The 16,329-nt window shown below is 44.7% G+C and carries 19 protein-coding genes; 6 read left to right on the top strand and 13 right to left on the bottom strand.

Annotation, left to right across the window (positions count from 1 at the left end; all coding sequences use genetic code 11):
* Positions 1–5: 5 nt before the first annotated feature.
* The 3 genes from NYE62_RS10270 to NYE62_RS10260 form a co-directional block, all read right to left on the bottom strand.
* Positions 6–1,025 carry a zinc-binding alcohol dehydrogenase family protein gene (locus NYE62_RS10270; RefSeq protein WP_342497466.1) on the bottom strand — a complete coding sequence of 340 codons (1,020 nt, stop codon included), beginning with the start codon at positions 1,023–1,025 and terminating at the stop codon, positions 6–8.
* A 29-nt stretch (positions 1,026–1,054) separates the two neighbouring features.
* A complete protein-coding gene (locus tag NYE62_RS10265) occupies positions 1,055–2,011 on the bottom strand; it encodes a sugar kinase (protein ID WP_342497465.1) in 957 nt (318 codons plus the stop codon).
* 199 nt (positions 2,012–2,210) lie between these two features.
* On the bottom strand, positions 2,211–3,629 hold the full coding sequence (locus NYE62_RS10260) for an alanine/glycine:cation symporter family protein (RefSeq protein WP_053573355.1): 1,419 nt from the start codon (positions 3,627–3,629) through the stop codon (positions 2,211–2,213).
* A 376-nt stretch (positions 3,630–4,005) separates the two neighbouring features.
* Here NYE62_RS10260 and NYE62_RS10255 point away from each other — a divergent pair, with 376 nt between their 5' ends.
* Both NYE62_RS10255 and NYE62_RS10250 read left to right on the top strand, forming a co-directional pair.
* The gene (locus NYE62_RS10255) at positions 4,006–4,359 is read left to right on the top strand and encodes a hypothetical protein (RefSeq protein WP_003153956.1); all 354 of its coding nucleotides are present in this window, start codon (positions 4,006–4,008) and stop codon (positions 4,357–4,359) included.
* A gap of 24 nt (positions 4,360–4,383) precedes the next feature.
* Positions 4,384–4,509, top strand: a complete 126-nt coding sequence (locus NYE62_RS10250; RefSeq protein ID WP_003153957.1) for a hypothetical protein — start codon at positions 4,384–4,386, stop codon at positions 4,507–4,509.
* A gap of 52 nt (positions 4,510–4,561) precedes the next feature.
* On the opposite strand, the gene parC is transcribed toward NYE62_RS10250, so the two are convergent.
* From parC to NYE62_RS10235, 3 genes are all read right to left on the bottom strand, one after another.
* Complete coding sequence (gene parC, locus NYE62_RS10245) at positions 4,562–6,985, bottom strand: DNA topoisomerase IV subunit A (RefSeq protein WP_342497464.1); 2,424 nt, start codon at positions 6,983–6,985, stop codon at positions 4,562–4,564.
* A 2-nt stretch (positions 6,986–6,987) separates the two neighbouring features.
* A complete protein-coding gene (gene parE, locus NYE62_RS10240; protein ID WP_007611767.1) occupies positions 6,988–8,955 on the bottom strand; it encodes a DNA topoisomerase IV subunit B in 1,968 nt (655 codons plus the stop codon).
* Between the two features lie 423 nt (positions 8,956–9,378).
* Positions 9,379–9,786: a CoA-binding protein gene (locus NYE62_RS10235; RefSeq protein WP_007410316.1), complete on the bottom strand. Its 408-nt coding sequence runs from the start codon at positions 9,784–9,786 to the stop codon at positions 9,379–9,381.
* 151 nt (positions 9,787–9,937) lie between these two features.
* On the opposite strand from NYE62_RS10235, the gene plsY reads away from it, so the two are divergent.
* Both plsY and NYE62_RS10225 read left to right on the top strand, forming a co-directional pair.
* On the top strand, positions 9,938–10,519 hold the full coding sequence (plsY, locus tag NYE62_RS10230) for a glycerol-3-phosphate 1-O-acyltransferase PlsY (RefSeq protein ID WP_007410317.1): 582 nt from the start codon (positions 9,938–9,940) through the stop codon (positions 10,517–10,519).
* 88 nt (positions 10,520–10,607) lie between these two features.
* Complete coding sequence (locus tag NYE62_RS10225) at positions 10,608–10,895, top strand: HesB/YadR/YfhF family protein (protein ID WP_007410318.1); 288 nt, start codon at positions 10,608–10,610, stop codon at positions 10,893–10,895.
* Between the two features lie 33 nt (positions 10,896–10,928).
* Here the strand turns inward: NYE62_RS10225 and NYE62_RS10220 are convergent, their stop codons facing one another.
* From NYE62_RS10220 to acnA, 7 genes are all read right to left on the bottom strand, one after another.
* Positions 10,929–11,228: a hypothetical protein gene (locus NYE62_RS10220; protein WP_007410319.1), complete on the bottom strand. Its 300-nt coding sequence runs from the start codon at positions 11,226–11,228 to the stop codon at positions 10,929–10,931.
* A 15-nt stretch (positions 11,229–11,243) separates the two neighbouring features.
* Positions 11,244–11,660: a YbgC/FadM family acyl-CoA thioesterase gene (locus NYE62_RS10215; RefSeq protein ID WP_003153973.1), complete on the bottom strand. Its 417-nt coding sequence runs from the start codon at positions 11,658–11,660 to the stop codon at positions 11,244–11,246.
* An 86-nt stretch (positions 11,661–11,746) separates the two neighbouring features.
* Complete coding sequence (gene tlp, locus NYE62_RS10210; protein WP_003153975.1) at positions 11,747–11,989, bottom strand: small acid-soluble spore protein Tlp; 243 nt, start codon at positions 11,987–11,989, stop codon at positions 11,747–11,749.
* A gap of 24 nt (positions 11,990–12,013) precedes the next feature.
* Positions 12,014–12,160, bottom strand: coding sequence for an acid-soluble spore protein N (locus NYE62_RS10205; protein ID WP_003153977.1), 147 nt, complete (start codon positions 12,158–12,160; stop codon positions 12,014–12,016).
* Positions 12,161–12,223: 63 nt separating this feature from the next.
* Positions 12,224–12,349, bottom strand: a complete 126-nt coding sequence (locus tag NYE62_RS10200) for an FbpB family small basic protein (protein WP_327954146.1) — start codon at positions 12,347–12,349, stop codon at positions 12,224–12,226.
* 78 nt (positions 12,350–12,427) lie between these two features.
* Entirely contained in the window at positions 12,428–12,937 is a 510-nt protein-coding gene (locus tag NYE62_RS10195) for a redoxin domain-containing protein (RefSeq protein WP_003153980.1), read from the bottom strand.
* Between the two features lie 61 nt (positions 12,938–12,998).
* Positions 12,999–15,725, bottom strand: coding sequence for an aconitate hydratase AcnA (gene acnA, locus NYE62_RS10190; RefSeq protein WP_015417550.1), 2,727 nt, complete (start codon positions 15,723–15,725; stop codon positions 12,999–13,001).
* A 231-nt stretch (positions 15,726–15,956) separates the two neighbouring features.
* Between acnA and sspO the strand changes: the two genes are divergently transcribed.
* Both sspO and NYE62_RS10180 read left to right on the top strand, forming a co-directional pair.
* Positions 15,957–16,103: an acid-soluble spore protein SspO gene (gene sspO / locus NYE62_RS10185; protein ID WP_003153982.1), complete on the top strand. Its 147-nt coding sequence runs from the start codon at positions 15,957–15,959 to the stop codon at positions 16,101–16,103.
* Positions 16,104–16,132: 29 nt separating this feature from the next.
* The gene (locus NYE62_RS10180; RefSeq protein ID WP_003153984.1) at positions 16,133–16,279 is read left to right on the top strand and encodes a small acid-soluble spore protein P; all 147 of its coding nucleotides are present in this window, start codon (positions 16,133–16,135) and stop codon (positions 16,277–16,279) included.
* Positions 16,280–16,329: the final 50 nt, after the last annotated feature.

Below are 16,329 nucleotides of genomic sequence, written 5' to 3'. Positions count from 1 at the left end.
CTCCTTTAATCAAACGTAATGATTGCTTTTCCCGCCTTGCCCGGGTGCTGTTCGATCAACTGAAATGCTTGATGGACGTCATCTGCTGAAAATGTATGTGTAATAAGACCGCCGTGCGTTAACATGCCTTTATTCAGTAAGTCTGTAATGTACGGAAACTGATTCGTCTGCAATCTTGAACCGGTTATCGTGACTTCCTTTTTTGTGATCGGAAGCTGAGAAATGCCGGCAGTCCTCTCATCAAAACCAAGCACAACAACATGACCGGCCGGAGACACCGCGTCAATGGACGTTTCAAACGTTGAGGGGAGACAGACGGCATCAATGACGACATTGGCGCCTTCATTTTTTGTCCATTCGTTCACCCGCAAAACGAGATCTTCTTTTTGCGCGTTGACGGTAACGTCCGCACCGTTTTTTTCAGCGAATGCCAAGCGTTCATCATTCAAGTCGGTTATCATGACGGAAGCGCCTTTGAACTTTGCCATTTTTAATATGCAGATTCCGATCGGTCCCGCTCCCTGAATCAAAACGGTATCTTCCTTCTCGACACGGCCTCTCCAAACGGCCTGGGCGCCGATCGTATATGGTTCTGCCATGACCGCTTCCTCCCAGGGCAGATCGGGGGAAACGGCATGCAGCTGCTTTTCCGGAACCACGATATATTCCCGCATCCCGCCATCTTCATGAACGCCGAACACCGAAAGCGCTTTGCAGACGTTCGGACGTCCTTTCCGGCAGGCATAGCATGTTCCGCAATAAGATATCGGTTCAACCACTACGCGGTCACCCGGCTTGAAACGCCGGACATGAGAACCGGTCTTTGCGACTTCCCCTGTGACTTCATGTCCGATTACTCTCGGCAAAGACGCTAACGGATTTGTCCCATGATAAATATGCAAATCTGATCCGCAAATTCCGACCCGCTTCACCTTGACAAGAACATCATCCGCGTGGACAACAGACGGTTTCTCACATTCCGTCACCACCAGATCAAATGCTTTCCGTACTAGAACCGCTTTCATTTTCTCACCCGCTTTTTAAGTTGTGCTTGCTACCGTTCAATCACAGTCTCTTTGTTTACAAATGACAGAACCTCTTCTAGATAGGGAAGCCCTTCATTATCACCGGAAACTGTGGTGACGAGCGCACCGACCGCATTGGCAAACTCCAGACGTTTTTCCGGTTCAAAACCATGCAGATAACTGTACAGGTAGCCGGCATTAAAGCCGTCACCCGCTCCTACCGTGTCAACAGGCGCAACCGGGAAAGCCTCTTTGTGAACCCACTTATGATCATGATACAGCGCAGAACCTGCTTCACCGTTCTTTATGACAAGCTGACTGATTGAATAGGTCTCTGCAAACCAGGCTAATGCTTCATTTTCCCCTATACCTGTCAGCTGTTTTATTTCGTCCCGGCCCGCCAGAAGAATATCAGTATGCGGAAAGATTTGATGAAATGCCGCACGCGCCTCCTCGATCGTCCACAGCTTCAGCCTGATATTCGGATCAAAAGATACGGGAATCCCTCTTGCTTTGGCTATGGAAAGCACCCTTTCAGCAATTTCAAGATTTTTCTTATCAAGCGCGAGGAACACACCGGTAAGATGAACAATGTGAATGCCGGCAAACATATTCTCTGTTATATCTTCCGGTGCAAGAGTCAGAATTGGTGAATTGAAACGATAATAAAACGTCTTGCCTGAACCGTCATTTCTGATCTCTTTGACATTTAAAGATGTAGGAAAGTCTTCAACATAGGAGACGTCAGTCACATCAATTCCTTCTCCTTTGGCAAACTGATAAATCACTCTGCCGAACTCATCCTTCCCCAGTCTGCTGACCCACTTTGAGTGCAGATTCAATCTGGCGCATGCAATCGCAAAATTCAGTTCAGCTCCTCCTGCTTTTCGTTCAAAATGGGTAACAAAACGCAAAGGTCCTGTGCTTGCGGGATTTAAGGTGATCATCGCATCACCGATCGTAAAAATGCCATAATCAGAAGCCACATCAATACTCCTTTCCTTGAAGACTAAATCGGTTTGGTAAACCGGTTTAGTAAAACTTTATATGAAAACCCTTACACACGCAAGAGAAAAATACAATAAATTCAAAAAACTGTTTTCGGTAAAAAAACCCGGTTTTTCACATAAAAAACCCCTCACAACAAAATGTAAGAGGTTTTTTGAAAATTGTATGCATGTTTCCTCAGTTAGCAGTCTTACGTTCGGGGCTTGTACCTTCTTCTTCCGCCCATGTTTCAATATGCTTGAGCTCCGGGGTGTTCTCGGCTTTGAATACGGGATCAAGACCTTTTTTGCGCTGAGCGGCATAATCCTTATAGATCTTGTAGGCTACATTACTCAGCAGTAAGATTGCCACTAAGTTAATGAGAGCCAAGAGTCCCATAAACAAGTTTGCCATGTCCCAGACGATCTGGAAGTCAGCCAAACATCCGTACACCACCATCACTACAACGAATACGCGGTAAATATTAAGCCATGTTTTGCTTGTTTTAATAAATTCAATATTCGTTTCACCATAGTAATAGTTGCCGACGACAGAGCTGAATGCGAATAAAAACATCGCAATCGCAATAAATGTCGGCGCCCATCCGCCGAGGTGGTGCTGCAATGCGGTTTGTGTCACTTGGATGCCGTCGCCTTTAGGCGTAAAGCTGTACAATAAAATGATAAAGGCAGTCGATGTACAAACAATAAATGTATCAAAAAACACGCCGAGCGTCTGAATTAATCCCTGCTTAGCCGGATGCGAAACATGTGCAGCCGCTGCGGCATTCGGCGCGCTTCCCATACCCGCTTCGTTTGAAAACAGGCCGCGCTGCGCACCGATAATAATGATGCTTCCTAAGCTTCCGCCGACGATCTGCTCAAGACCGAACGCATTTTTCACAATCGCAGCAAACAGCTCAGGTACCGCTGTAATATTTACAATCACGACATACAGCGCGATCAGAATATACATACCCGCCATGACCGGAACGATTAATTGCGAAACGGAAACAACACGTTTCAGACCGCCGAATATAATGAAAGCCGTTAATACAGCTAAAATGATTGCGATAACTGTTTTATTCACATGGAATGCTTCGTCAAACGCCACAGAAATCGTATTTGACTGCACGGCGTTAAAGATAAGTCCGAAAGAAACGGTAATCAATACGGCGAATAAAATACCGAGCCAGCGGGCGCCCAGTCCCTTAGCCATGTAATATGCCGGACCGCCGCGGAATTCGTCACCGGAACGCACTTTATACAGCTGCGCCAAGGTGCTTTCCACAAAGCTGGAAGCCATACCGACAATCGCTACGATCCACATCCAAAATACTGCGCCGGGACCGCCTGTTGCAATCGCCAGCGCGACGCCGGTCAAGTTTCCGGTTCCGACACGAGAAGCGGCTGAGATAAAGAATGCCTGCATTGAAGACACTCCTTTATTTCCTTGCGGCTTCTCCCCGACGATTCTGAACATTTCAATAAAGTATTGGAATTGAATAAAGCGAAAACGGAACGTAAAGTACAATCCGATTCCGACTAAAATATAAACAAGATACTTCCAAATAAAATCATTTGGAACATTTATGATTTCACTGATGAAAGCCTCCATGTTTAACCTCCCTTTTACATATCTGTTACTGTCATTTTTGCTGCATATGTTAGATCTTTTAACACAACGAGTATTATTATATCACAACAACAGTGGTTGAGAAGTTTTTTTAAGAAAATGTTTCGGTTTCTTCATCACGTCTTTTGCTGTCATGCCCCGTTTTTTATCTTACAGCCCGAAAAATGTTGTCACGTCATAAGGAATGCGTGCATATCATAACAAATAGGTCTTTAAGAAAAAAGAGATGAAAAGATGGATGGAATGGTATATACTTAACCAGGATAATAATTTTTTAAATTTAATAAATATGTTTACTTTGCATTTAAATTAGGGTATTATAATAAAAATATTCAGACTTATGAAGGGGGGAGAACATTTGAAAAAAATCTTGTTTTTAAAAGCTTCTATTTTATTTTTAGCGATTGCAAGCTTTCATTTGCTCTCCATTCCCCATGCGTTTGATACTGCTCATCATTTTAAAGCGGTAGCCGACCAGCAGGAAATGCACGAAATGAAGGCCGGCCAAAATGCTGATGATGAGAAAAAATCGCTGACGGGCTCATATATCTTGACGGCGCTTTTTGCCGCTTCTGTCTCACTGATCGTGATATCAGACAGGAGACGCCCCGCTTCCCGGAGAAGACAGCGAAAGAAAAGCTTTTTAATCGCTAAATTTTATCAGTCCTCGTATTTCGATGAGCTTCATGTTCAACATCGCCTATCTATGTAACATAAAATGAGGAGGTTGTTAAACATGTTGTTTATCTTACGAATGGTGATTTTAGGGTTGTTTTCATTCACTGCATTGAATTTATTTGTATGGCAGGGAATCGAAGTCATTCACGCTATCACTGACTTATTCGGCAGCCATGAAAGCTAAATAGTAAAACCTCCGCTCAATGAGCGGAGGTTTTTTTATTTTATTTTTACTCTTAAACATCAGATGCGGGGATACGCCATACATCTGTTACCGGCCCTGTCTCATCTTCATCGGTAAAGAAGGAACCGTTGCTGTATCGGTCATTCGCCCGCAAGGACTTCACGGCGATTTCGATTCTCTCTCCTTTTTCTGTTTCCGCAGCGATCATGTCGGCTAAAGCGCACGCGAATACGCCGACTGCGCGATGCGGGTTCTTTTTAAGCTCACGCAGCATGATGACACCGCGCTTCGCCCTGGATGTTTTTTCGAATTCAGATAGGTTCATCCGCTTGATTGCTCCCCGCTGTGTGACAAGGACAAGCGAATCTGTCTCATGCAGGATTTGTCCTGATACGACGGTATCACCGTCTTTTACATTTATGCCCTTTACGCCGGCCGCACGGGCACCGACTACATTTACTTCATCTTCACCGAACCATAAACCGTACCCGAGGCGGGTGGCGATAAACAGCTGGCTGCCGCCGTCTGTGACATGAACATCAATCAGCTCGTCGTCCCCTTTAAGGTTAAGGGCAACAAGCGCTTTCGAGTAACGCTGCGCTTTGTAATGCGTCATTTCAGTTCTCTTCACCATGCCGTTTTTCGTCATAAACAATAAATATGAAGATGGATCAAATTCTTTTACCGGTATAGCTTTCACGATGGTTTCATCACGGTCAATCGTGATGATGTTCGTTACGTGCTGCCCCATGTCTTTCCACCTGATATCGGGAAGCTGGTGAACCGGACAATAAACATAGCTTCCCTTATTGGTAAAGAGCAGGAGAACATCCGTTGTATTCATTTCAAATTGGTGAATCAGCCTGTCAGTATCCTTCATACCGAAATCCTGGCCGTTAGAAGCGGCAAATGACCGCTGACTTGTTCGTTTTACATAGCCGTCTTTTGTGACTGTCACATATACGTCCTCAGAGGCAACCATCACTTCAAGATTGATTTTAATTTCCTCAATCTTTTCTTCAATGACAGACCGTCTGCTGTCAGCATAGGTCTTTTTCAATTTTTTCAGGCTGCTTGTAATGACTTTTAACAGCTTTTTATCATGACTTAAAATGGCTTCGAGCTCCTGAATTTTCTTGCTGAGCTCTTCCGCTTCCTCTTTTAGCGCCGTAATATCCGTGTTTGTCAGACGATACAGCTGCAAGGATACGATCGCTTCGGCCTGCGGCTCCGTAAATGTGAATTTAAACATTAAGTTTTGTTTCGCATCTTTCTTGTCGCTGCTTGCCCGGATGACGGCTATGACCTCATCTAACACAGACAGTGCCTTCATCAGTCCTTCAACGATGTGGTGCCGCTCTTTTGCTTTTTGCAATTCAAAGACGGAGCGGTTTGTCACCACTTCCTTCTGGTGGGAAATATACGCATCCAGGATGGCCGTAAGACTCATCAGCATCGGCCGGCGGTTATGTATGGCGACCATATTAAAGTTATAAGTTGTCTGCAGATCAGTGTTTTTATATAAGAAATTCAAAATGCCTTTTGCATCGGCTTCTTTCTTTAACTCAACGACCACCCGAAGCCCCGTGCGGTCAGTTTCATCCCGGACTTCAGAAATGCCTTCGACTTTTTTGTCTATGCGGTATTCATCCATTTTCTTTACGAGATTGGCTTTGTTTACTTCAAACGGAATTTCTGTAATGACGATCTGCTCCCGTCCGCCTCTTACGGATTCCACTTCAGCCTTGCCGCGGATAATAATTTTGCCTTTCCCGGTTTCATAAGCCTTCCGAATGCCGTCGACTCCTTGAATAATGCCTCCTGTCGGAAAGTCAGGCCCTTTAATCACCTGCATCAAGTCATCGACGGTGCAATCCGGAGATTCAATCCGTTTAATGACGGCATCAATGACCTCACCCAGATGATGAGGGGGAATATCAGTCGCATAGCCCGCTGAAATCCCGGTTGATCCGTTGACAAGCAAGTTAGGGAACATGGCGGGCAAAACAACCGGTTCTTTACTAGTGTCATCAAAGTTCGGAACGAATTCAACCGTATTTTTATCGATGTCACGCAAAAGCTCTGATGCGATAGAAGATAATCTCGCTTCCGTATAACGCATGGCAGCCGGCGGATCACCGTCAATGCTTCCATTATTGCCGTGCATCTCAATCAGGACATTCCGCACTTTCCAATCCTGGCTCATCCGCACCATCGCTTCATAAACGGAGCTGTCACCGTGCGGATGATAATTACCGATAACGTTTCCGACCGTTTTCGCCGCTTTACGGAAATTTTTATCGAAAGTATTTCCGTCTGCGTGCATGGCGTATAAAATTCTCCGCTGCACCGGCTTTAAACCGTCACGAGCATCGGGCAGCGCCCTGTCTTGAATAATGTATTTACTGTAGCGTCCGAAACGGTCGCCGATTACTTCTTCTAACGGTAAATCATGAAATAATTCTGGCTGTGCCACTATTAAACCTCCTCAGCGACCGACAAGTTTTCATTTTCTAAAATATTGCTTTCCTCATCTAATCCGAAGGCAACATTTTTTTCAATCCATTTTCTTCTCGGTTCTACTTTGTCTCCCATTAATGTCGTTACACGGCGCTCTACCCGTGCCGCATCGTCGATCTTGACTCTGACGAGCGTTCGCGATTCGGGATTCATCGTCGTTTCCCAGAGCTGGTCTGCGTTCATTTCTCCCAGACCTTTATAGCGCTGGATGGTATACCCTTTGCCGACTTTCTTTAAAACGCCGTCCATTTCTTCGTCGGACCAAGCATATTCAATAATCTCTTTCTTACCGCTTCCTTTGCTCACTTTGTAAAGAGGCGGAAGGGCGATGAAGACTTTTCCGTGCTCGATTAAAGGTTTCATATAGCGGTAGAAAAACGTTAACAGCAAGACTTGAATGTGCGCGCCGTCGGTATCCGCGTCCGTCATGATGATGATCTTGTCATAATTGATGTCGTCTATCTCAAAATCTGCGCCGACACCGCCTCCGATCGCATGAATAATTGTATTGATTTCTTCATTTTTGAAGATGTCTGCAAGCTTTGCTTTCTCTGTGTTGATGACCTTTCCGCGAAGGGGCAGCACGGCTTGGAACTTCCGGTCTCTTCCCTGTTTTGCAGAACCTCCCGCAGAGTCTCCCTCCACAAGATACAATTCATTCTTCGCCGGATTTCTGGAACCGGCCGGTGTGAGTTTTCCGCTCAGCGTCGCTTCTGATTTTTTGCGTTTTTTGCCGCTTCTCGCTTCTTCTCTCGCTTTACGGGCCGCTTCACGGGCCTGGCTTGCTTTAATCGCTTTTTTGACAAGCAGGGTTGCTGTATCGCGGTTTTCTTCCAGGAAATAAGCAAGATTCTCGGAAATGACGGCATCCGCGGCGGATCTCGCCTCACTTGTGCCAAGCTTCCCTTTCGTCTGTCCTTCAAATTGCAGCAGTTCCTCCGGGATACGCACGGAAATAATTGCGGACAAACCTTCCCTGATATCGGCGCCTTCAAGGTTCTTGTCTTTCTCTTTTAAAAGGGCGACCTTTCGCGCATACTCGTTAAACGCTCTTGTCATTGCCGTTTTGGCTCCTGATTCGTGGGTGCCGCCGTCCTTTGTTCTGACGTTATTAACGAATGACAGCATATTTTCTGAATACCCGTCATTAAACTGAAACGCGAAATCGACTTCAATGTCATGATGCTCGCCTTCAAAGGAAACCACTTCGCATAAAGCGTCTTTTTCCTCGTTTAAATAAGCGACAAATGCTTCAATTCCGTTCTCATAATAAAATACTTCCTTTACGCCGTTCCGTTCATCAATTAATTCTATTTTCAAACCTTTTAACAAGAAAGCCGATTCGCGCAGACGTTCTGACAGCGTGTCAAAATTATAAACCGTTGCGCTGAACATTGACGGATCAGGTTTAAAATGGGTAAGCGTTCCCGTTTTTTTGGTCGTTCCGATTTTTTCAAGTGAAGTCACGGGCTTGCCGCCGTTTTCAAACCGCTGTTTATACACATATCCGTCACGCTCAATAGTAACCGTCAGCCACTCCGATAATGCGTTTACGACAGATGCGCCGACACCATGCAGACCGCCGCTTGTTTTATAGCCGCCCTGTCCGAATTTCCCCCCGGCATGCAGCACGGTGAAAATAACTTCCGGCGTCGGCTTTCCTAGCTTATGCATCCCGGTCGGCATTCCGCGTCCTCTGTCCTGTACAGAGATGCTGTTGTCCTTATGTATCGTTACGATAATATGATCTCCGTAGCCGGCAAGAACTTCATCGACGGAATTGTCGACGATCTCATATACCAGATGGTGCAGGCCGCGTGCGTCCGTCGAACCGATGTACATTCCCGGTCGTTTTCTGACGGCTTCCAGGCCTTCAAGCACCTGTATGGCATCTTCGTTGTAATCAAATTGCTGTTTTCTAGCCAAACGTACAAACCCCTTTCAAAAAACCTGCTCTTAATCATTTTCTTTTTTAAATGTTTTCATGTCTTTGTTTTTCAGTATGCGCAAGCTTCGGTCCAATTCTCCTCGGACTCACAATTATAACCAATATGCTTGATTTCGCAACATATTTAAGCGAATGGCTCGTTTTTTAGGCCGCAAGACATACATTCGAACGGCTTTTCATCTTTTTGGTGCCCTTTTTGGCGAATAAGAACATGAGTTCGCTTTCTATTATATAGCTTTATGCCGGCCATCGCAAACAGACTGTAAACCCCTGTATAAAGGGGTTTCTAAAAAAGCTGTTCATGCTTTATTGTATCTGTTTCATCATCATACGCAAAGAGTATTCTTTCAATAAAAAAGCAAAAACCCCTGATTTGCCAAGGATTTTTGCCTTTTTTGTTCCTATTTTATAACAGCGCGGGCGACTTTTATACATAAATCCATAACAGCCGTCCGTCCTTTGTCTGTAATCATGCGATACGCTTCTTCATTTGCAAGGCCCTGCTGCGCCCAAAAAACGGGAGCGTCCGTCTGTAAAAATTCTTCAGCGACGCCGGGAAGCTGCTCAGAGCGTCTGAACACATTCACGATATCAATCGGTCCCTCCACGTCTTTTAATGAAGCGACGGCTTTAACGCCAAGCGCTTCATCAATCGTTGGATTGACGGGAATAATTTCATACCCTTCATCCTGCATCGCTTTGGAAACCATGTAAGAAGTCCGGTCGGGACGGTCTGACAGCCCGACGACTGCGATCCGTTTGCTCCGGTCCAGAATTTCTTTAATCTCTGATTTTGAAGGATTTTGCATCTTTACCATCTCCTTTTGATATATTGTACATGACCGCTTCGCCGGAATCAAAAAAAGCGCTTTGTCAGCTTAATTCTCAAAAAACTTGTCATCAGACGGTAACAACTCGTGTTAAAATAGAGTGAAGGGACATTGAAAAGGAGAAATGTAGATGTTGATTGCTTTATTGATTATTTTGGCCTATGTAATAGGCAGCATCCCGTCAGGTTTAATCGTAGGCAAACTTGCGAAAGGGATCGATATTAGAGAACACGGAAGCGGCAATTTGGGCGCTACAAATGCTTTTCGCACGCTTGGCGTTAAAGCGGGATCTGTTGTCATCGCAGCCGATATTTTAAAAGGCACCTTGGCCGCGGCGCTCCCATATTTACTGCACGTCCCCATTCATCCTCTTCTCGCAGGGGTGGCAGCAGTAATCGGCCATGTATTCCCCGTGTTCGCAAAGTTTAAGGGAGGCAAAGCCGTAGCCACATCAGGGGGCGTCCTGCTGTTTTATGCTCCGCTGTTATTCGTTACGATGGTTGCAGTATTTTTCGTATTTTTATTCCTTACGAAATTTGTTTCTCTGTCTTCAATGTTAACAGGGATTTATACGATTATTTACTGTCTGTTTGTAAAAGACCCTTATTTATTAGTCGTAGTGACGCTCTTGACCGCGTTTGTTATCTACAGACACAGGGCAAACATCAAACGGATTATAAACAAAACAGAACCGAAGATCAAATGGTTTTGATGAAACTTCAATTTTGACATCAAAATGCCATATGCGTTTATAATAGAGATAATTTCTTTATATGAGAAACAAAAAGGGAGTGTTCCGGATGAACATGAAAGTAACGAAAGGCGCGCTGGATTGGTACAAAGAAGAGCTCGATCTGGAAACAGGCGACCATGTCCGTTTCTTTGTCCGTTACGGGGGATGCAGCAACGTTCAGAAAGGCTTTTCTCTCGGCATTTTAAAAGATCGGCCGATGAACATCGGCACCAGCACGGAAGTTGAAGGCATTACCTTTTTTATTGAAGAAAGCGACTTATGGTACTTTGATAATCACGATTTGTCAGTCACATATTCAGATCAGGCAGAAGAGCCGGTATTTGATTACGTGTAAGAAAAAAAGAACGCAGCGGATGCGTTCTTTTTTTTACAGCCTGAACCTTTTGAGATGATCAGTCAGATGTTCTTTTTCTAATATGCTTCTTTGCGTATCACCGAGCAGGTCAAAGTGGGGAAATTCATTTTTATGGTGAATCCACTCCGGCTTCAGCCCGTACTCCGCTCCCCATCTGATCAGTTTATTGAGATCGCTTGAACCGGCCTTCGTCACGGTCTTAGCCTCCGGAAAGCGGTCGTCCAGCCAGTAATGCGTTAAAAAAGCGATTTTCCCTTCCGATACATCCCGCTTCCATCTTTCCAGTTCCTTACGCGTAATTCCAAATGCCATAACTGCAGCCGCTCCTTATTTTTTTGCCTTTTCGTAAGCGGCATGCCAATCAGGAAAAGCCTTGCGAAACTGAATCGGTTTGAAGCTCTCTTTATCAACGCATATATGAGAGGATGTCGCTTTGATGGCAAGTTCTTGATCCGGATTATAGATGTGGTAGCCGTAAACGGTTTTAAATCCGTTATATTCTTCAATCCAAGTATGTACGACAGCCGTTTCTCCGTAGCGGAGCGGCTTTTTATAAGAAATGCTGATATCCAATACAGGGGACAGCACTCCTCTGTCTTCCATATCCTTGTAAAGGAATCCGAGTTCCTTAATCAGCGCCGTTCTGCCGACCTCCATCCAGACTAAGTAATTGGCATGATAGACGATGCCCATTTGATCTGTTTCCGCATAACGCACTTCTATTTCTTTTTTTGACACATGCAACGTTCTCTGCTCCCTTATTATCAGATTAGCCCCATTTTATCACAACGAGCCGGAAAGAGAAAAAAACCAGGTTTCCCTGGTTTTTATTATGATTGATAGCCGTTTTCTCTTGCAGCCGATTCATCCTGGATTTCACTGCGGAACGATTCAATGCTTTCATTGCGTCTGGCATTCTTCTCTTGAATGCGCTGTTTTTCCTCATCTGTCGCAAATTCCATTGATTCTTTGGCTTCTTCTATATTTTCAATTGTATTCTGGACCATATCCTGCAGCTTTTCAACGTTATCGGAACGGTCATCCGGATTTGGTTTTTGATCATTGTTTGTCATAATGTCTGCTCTCCTTTGTTGATGTTATTCGCCTTTCGTCTGCATGACAATCGGATGTCCGTTTGACTTGTCATGAAACTTTTCCCCTTTGTTGCGTTTATATTTAACGGGTTTTGTCCCTAAGTGGCTCGGAGCGTATTGCGGCTGGCCGTCTTTCTTGTTTATGCCCATGTTCATCCCTCCTTAAGAGTATATTTTGCAAAAGGAGGTGCAAACATGACTGCAAATTAAAGGTTATTTTTGTTTGAACCGCTGCTCCAGCTTTTCTTCAAGCTGATTCAAATAATCCGTATTGGTCATCAGCTCACGTTTATTTTCCATAACCAATTCATGAAAAGAACGTTTTCGCATTTTTTTCAATCTTCTCACCTCCGTGTTTTCATTCATTTTTTCCAATTTTTCAAAACCTAAGTCCTTCACAATAAAAAAACTGAACCTCTATTTGAGATCCAGTTTTTCTTTCATTTCTTTTTTTGTCATCGTGCCTACGCGAATGTGCTGAATGGTTCCTTTTTCGTCTAATATGTATGTTGTCGGATAAGAAAGCACGTTGAAATCTCCGTTAATTCCGCTTTTGTCAATCAGAATAGGAAAGGTCAGCTGATAATGATCAGCAAATGATTTCACAGCCTGTATATTTTTTTCAGAGGACGTAAAATTAACGGCTGCTACCGCAATATCAGGATATTCTTTCTGCAGCTCCTGCATATCAGGCATTTCCATTCGGCACGGCTTACACCACGTCGCCCAGAAATTGAGGAGCACTTTTTTTCCTTTATAATCAGAAAGGGAGATACTTTTTCCTGACAATGTATCAAGTGTAAAGTCAGGGGCTTTCATCCCTTCTTCTGTCCCTTCTTTCGGACTTTTTTGTACAGAATAAATGTTCCAGCCCGCATACACTAACAACCCGATAAGTAACATTCCGCCCAGCCATTTCGCAAGCATCTCAAGGCCTCCCGCATAAAAAGAGAGAAAGCAGACTGCTTTCTCTCCTTTGTTCATTCTGCTACTGTTTCATTTTATCGCGAAGCACCATTTGTAAAATGCCGCCGTGGCGATAGTAATCAATTTCCACTTCACTGTCAAAACGGACAACAACTTCAAATGTTTTTACCGTACCGTCTTCACTGATTGCTCTGACAGTCAGCAAGTCGCGCGGACGTACAGATTCATCAACATCCACCTCGATGACTTCCTTACCGGTTAAGCCGAGTGTATCCGCGTTTTCACCCTGTTTGAACTGAAGCGGCAGCACACCCATGAAGACGAGGTTGCTTCTGTGAATTCTTTCAAAGCTTTCGGCAATGACTGTTCTGATGCCGAGCAGGTTTGTTCCTTTTGCAGCCCAGTCACGTGAAGAGCCCATTCCGTAATCTTTTCCGGCCAGGACGACAAGACCCGTTTTATCATCTTTATACCGCATGCAGGCATCATAAATAGATGTCACTTCCCCGGTAGGCCAATGTGTTGTGTATCCGCCTTCTGTACCCGGTGCGATTTGGTTTTTAATGCGGATATTGGCGAATGTTCCTCTCATCATGACTTCATGGTTTCCGCGGCGTGAGCCGTAAGAGTTAAAGTCACGAGGAGAAACGCCTTTTTCCTGCAGGTATTTGCCCGCCGGTGTGTCTTTTCCGATCGCTCCGGCCGGAGAAATGTGGTCAGTCGTCACAGAATCGCCGAATTTGCCGACAACGCGAAGTCCTCTTAAAGGCTCAACTTTTCCCGGCTCTACAGACATTTCCTCAAAGAACGGCGGGTTTTGAATGTAAGTGGAATCCTGATCCCACTTGTACAGCGCTTCATCCGTCGTTTCGATTTCGTTCCAGCGCTGGTTGTCGTCAAATACCGTTTCATACTCTTTGCGGAATAATTCCGGAGTAACAGTCTGTTTGACGAGAGAATTGATTTCATCCATGGACGGCCAGATGTCATCAAAATAAACATTTTGTCCGTCATTTCCGACACCGATCGGATCCGTTTTCAGGTTGATATTCACAGTGCCTGCTAATGCGTATGCGACAACAAGCGGAGGTGATGCAAGGTAGTTTCCTTTGACAAGCGGATGGATCCGGCCTTCAAAGTTTCTGTTACCTGACAAGACAGAAGTGATCAAGAGATCATTTTTAGCAACCGCTTCTTCAATCTCTGGAGAAAGCGGGCCGGAGTTCCCGATACATGTCGTACAGCCATACCCTACGAGGTTAAAGCCGAGCTCCTTCATGTAAGGAAGCAGGCCTGAGTTGACTAAGTATCCAGTAACAACCTTAGACCCCGGTGCAAGTGATGTTTTAACATAATTCGGCACTTTCAAGCCTAATTCTACCGCTTTTTTGGCTACCAATCCGGCACCGATTAATACATAAGGGTTTGATGTATTCGTACAGCTTGTAATAGCGGCGATTGCAATCGCCCCTGTTTTCATAACCGCATCTTCGCCGCTGTTAAGTTTAAATGAAATTTCTTTGTTCTCTTCAGCAGCATCCGCTCCGAATCCTTGGTTGCCGGCCGGGCTGACAAGATGTTTTTTAAACGTTTCCTGCATAACGGAAAGCGGGATTAAATCCTGCGGACGTTTCGGTCCTGATAGGTTCGCTTCAATTTTTGACAGATCAATTTCCACAACGTCTGTAAAAATCGGCTCTTCCGCGTCAGGCGTATAGAATAAACCGTTGTTGCGGCAGTATGCTTCCACAATATCGATCTGCTCTTCTTCACGGCCGGTCAGACGCAGGTAAGAAAGTGCTTCCTCGTCAACCGGGAAGAATCCGCAAGTCGCTCCGTATTCCGGCGCCATATTGGCAATAGTCGCACGATCCGCAAGCGGAAGCTCAGCAACACCAGGACCGAAGAATTCAACAAATTTATTGACTACGCCTTTTTCGCGCAGCACTTGAGTGACTTTCAGCGCCAAGTCAGTCGCCGTCGTTCCGTTAGGCAATTTTCCGACAAGTTTCGCGCCGATGACCTCAGGAACAGGGAAATATGAAGGCTGGCCGAGCATTCCCGCTTCCGCCTCAATACCGCCGACACCCCAGCCGAGGACGCCGATTCCGTTAATCATTGTTGTATGGGAATCTGTTCCCACCAATGTATCAGGATATGTCACAAGTTCTCCGTCTTCCTCTTTCGTATGAACGACACTTGCCAAAAACTCAAGGTTTACCTGGTGAACGATACCTGTTGCAGGCGGAACGGCCTGATAATTGTTAAACGCTTTCTTTGCCCAGCTTAAAAATTTATAACGTTCTGCATTTCTTTCGAATTCTAAGTCCATATTAATGGCTAACGCGTCTTCCGTACCGGCTTTGTCGACTTGTACGGAGTGGTCAATGACCAGGTCAACCGGAATTTCAGGATTGATTTTATCAGGGTCTCCGCCGACAGAGGCCATGGCTTTTCTTAAAGATGCCAGGTCAACTACGGCCGGAACGCCGGTAAAGTCCTGTAGAATAACCCGTGACGGTTTAAACGGCACATCGATATCTTTTAATTCAGCAGTACCCCATCTTGCTAAATTTTCAACATGTTCTTTTGTAATGACGCGTCCGTCTACCTGACGCAAAACGGATTCCAAAAGAACCTTAATAGAATAAGGAAGTTTTGAAACATTGCCGACCCCTGCGTCTTCCAATGCTTTTAATGAATAGTAGTTGTATGTTTTCCCATTTGAAGAAAATGTTTTTCTTGCTTGGAAAACGTCTTGTGTTGCGACTTTTTGCTGATTTGTCATTCTCCAAAATCCCCCTTCAATGATCAAGATCGTTCTTTAGATGAATGTTCACATTCCATCACAATTTTCTCACAATTTCATCTTAGTATAAAATCATACATAAGTAAATATCAATGTTTTTATTAAATACAATAAGATCGTCTTATCAGCGTGATTTTCGGTAAATTTTGTCCGATTTTCCGCCTCATACAACGGGCTGTAAAGAGCCATATTAATGTTGAGGTGATGATCATGGTAAAACGGAAAGCCAATCATGTCATTAACGGCATGAATGATGCGAAAAGCCAAGGCAAAGGCGCGGGTTATATAGAAAATGACCAGCTCGTCCTGACGGAAGAAGAACGGCAGAACAATAAAAAAAGAAAAACAAACCAATAGCCGGAACACCTTAAAAAGGAGGCTTTAACATGACAAATAAAAATACGAGTAAAGATATGCATAAAAATGCTCCGAAGGGCCATAACCCCGGCCAGCCGGAACCGCTGAGCGGAAGCAAAAAAGTGAAAAACCGCAACCATACAAGACAAAAACATAATACAAGCCACGATATGTAAAACAGACTCCGTGTCTGTTTTTTTTGTGCCATTCACCCATTCAAAGCTTC

This window comes from Bacillus sp. FSL K6-2861, assembly GCF_038630725.1.
GTDB classification, from domain to species: domain Bacteria; phylum Bacillota; class Bacilli; order Bacillales; family Bacillaceae; genus Bacillus; species Bacillus velezensis.
The sequence above is the reverse complement of the archived record's forward strand: the minus strand, read 5'-3'. Positions and strand labels throughout refer to the sequence as shown.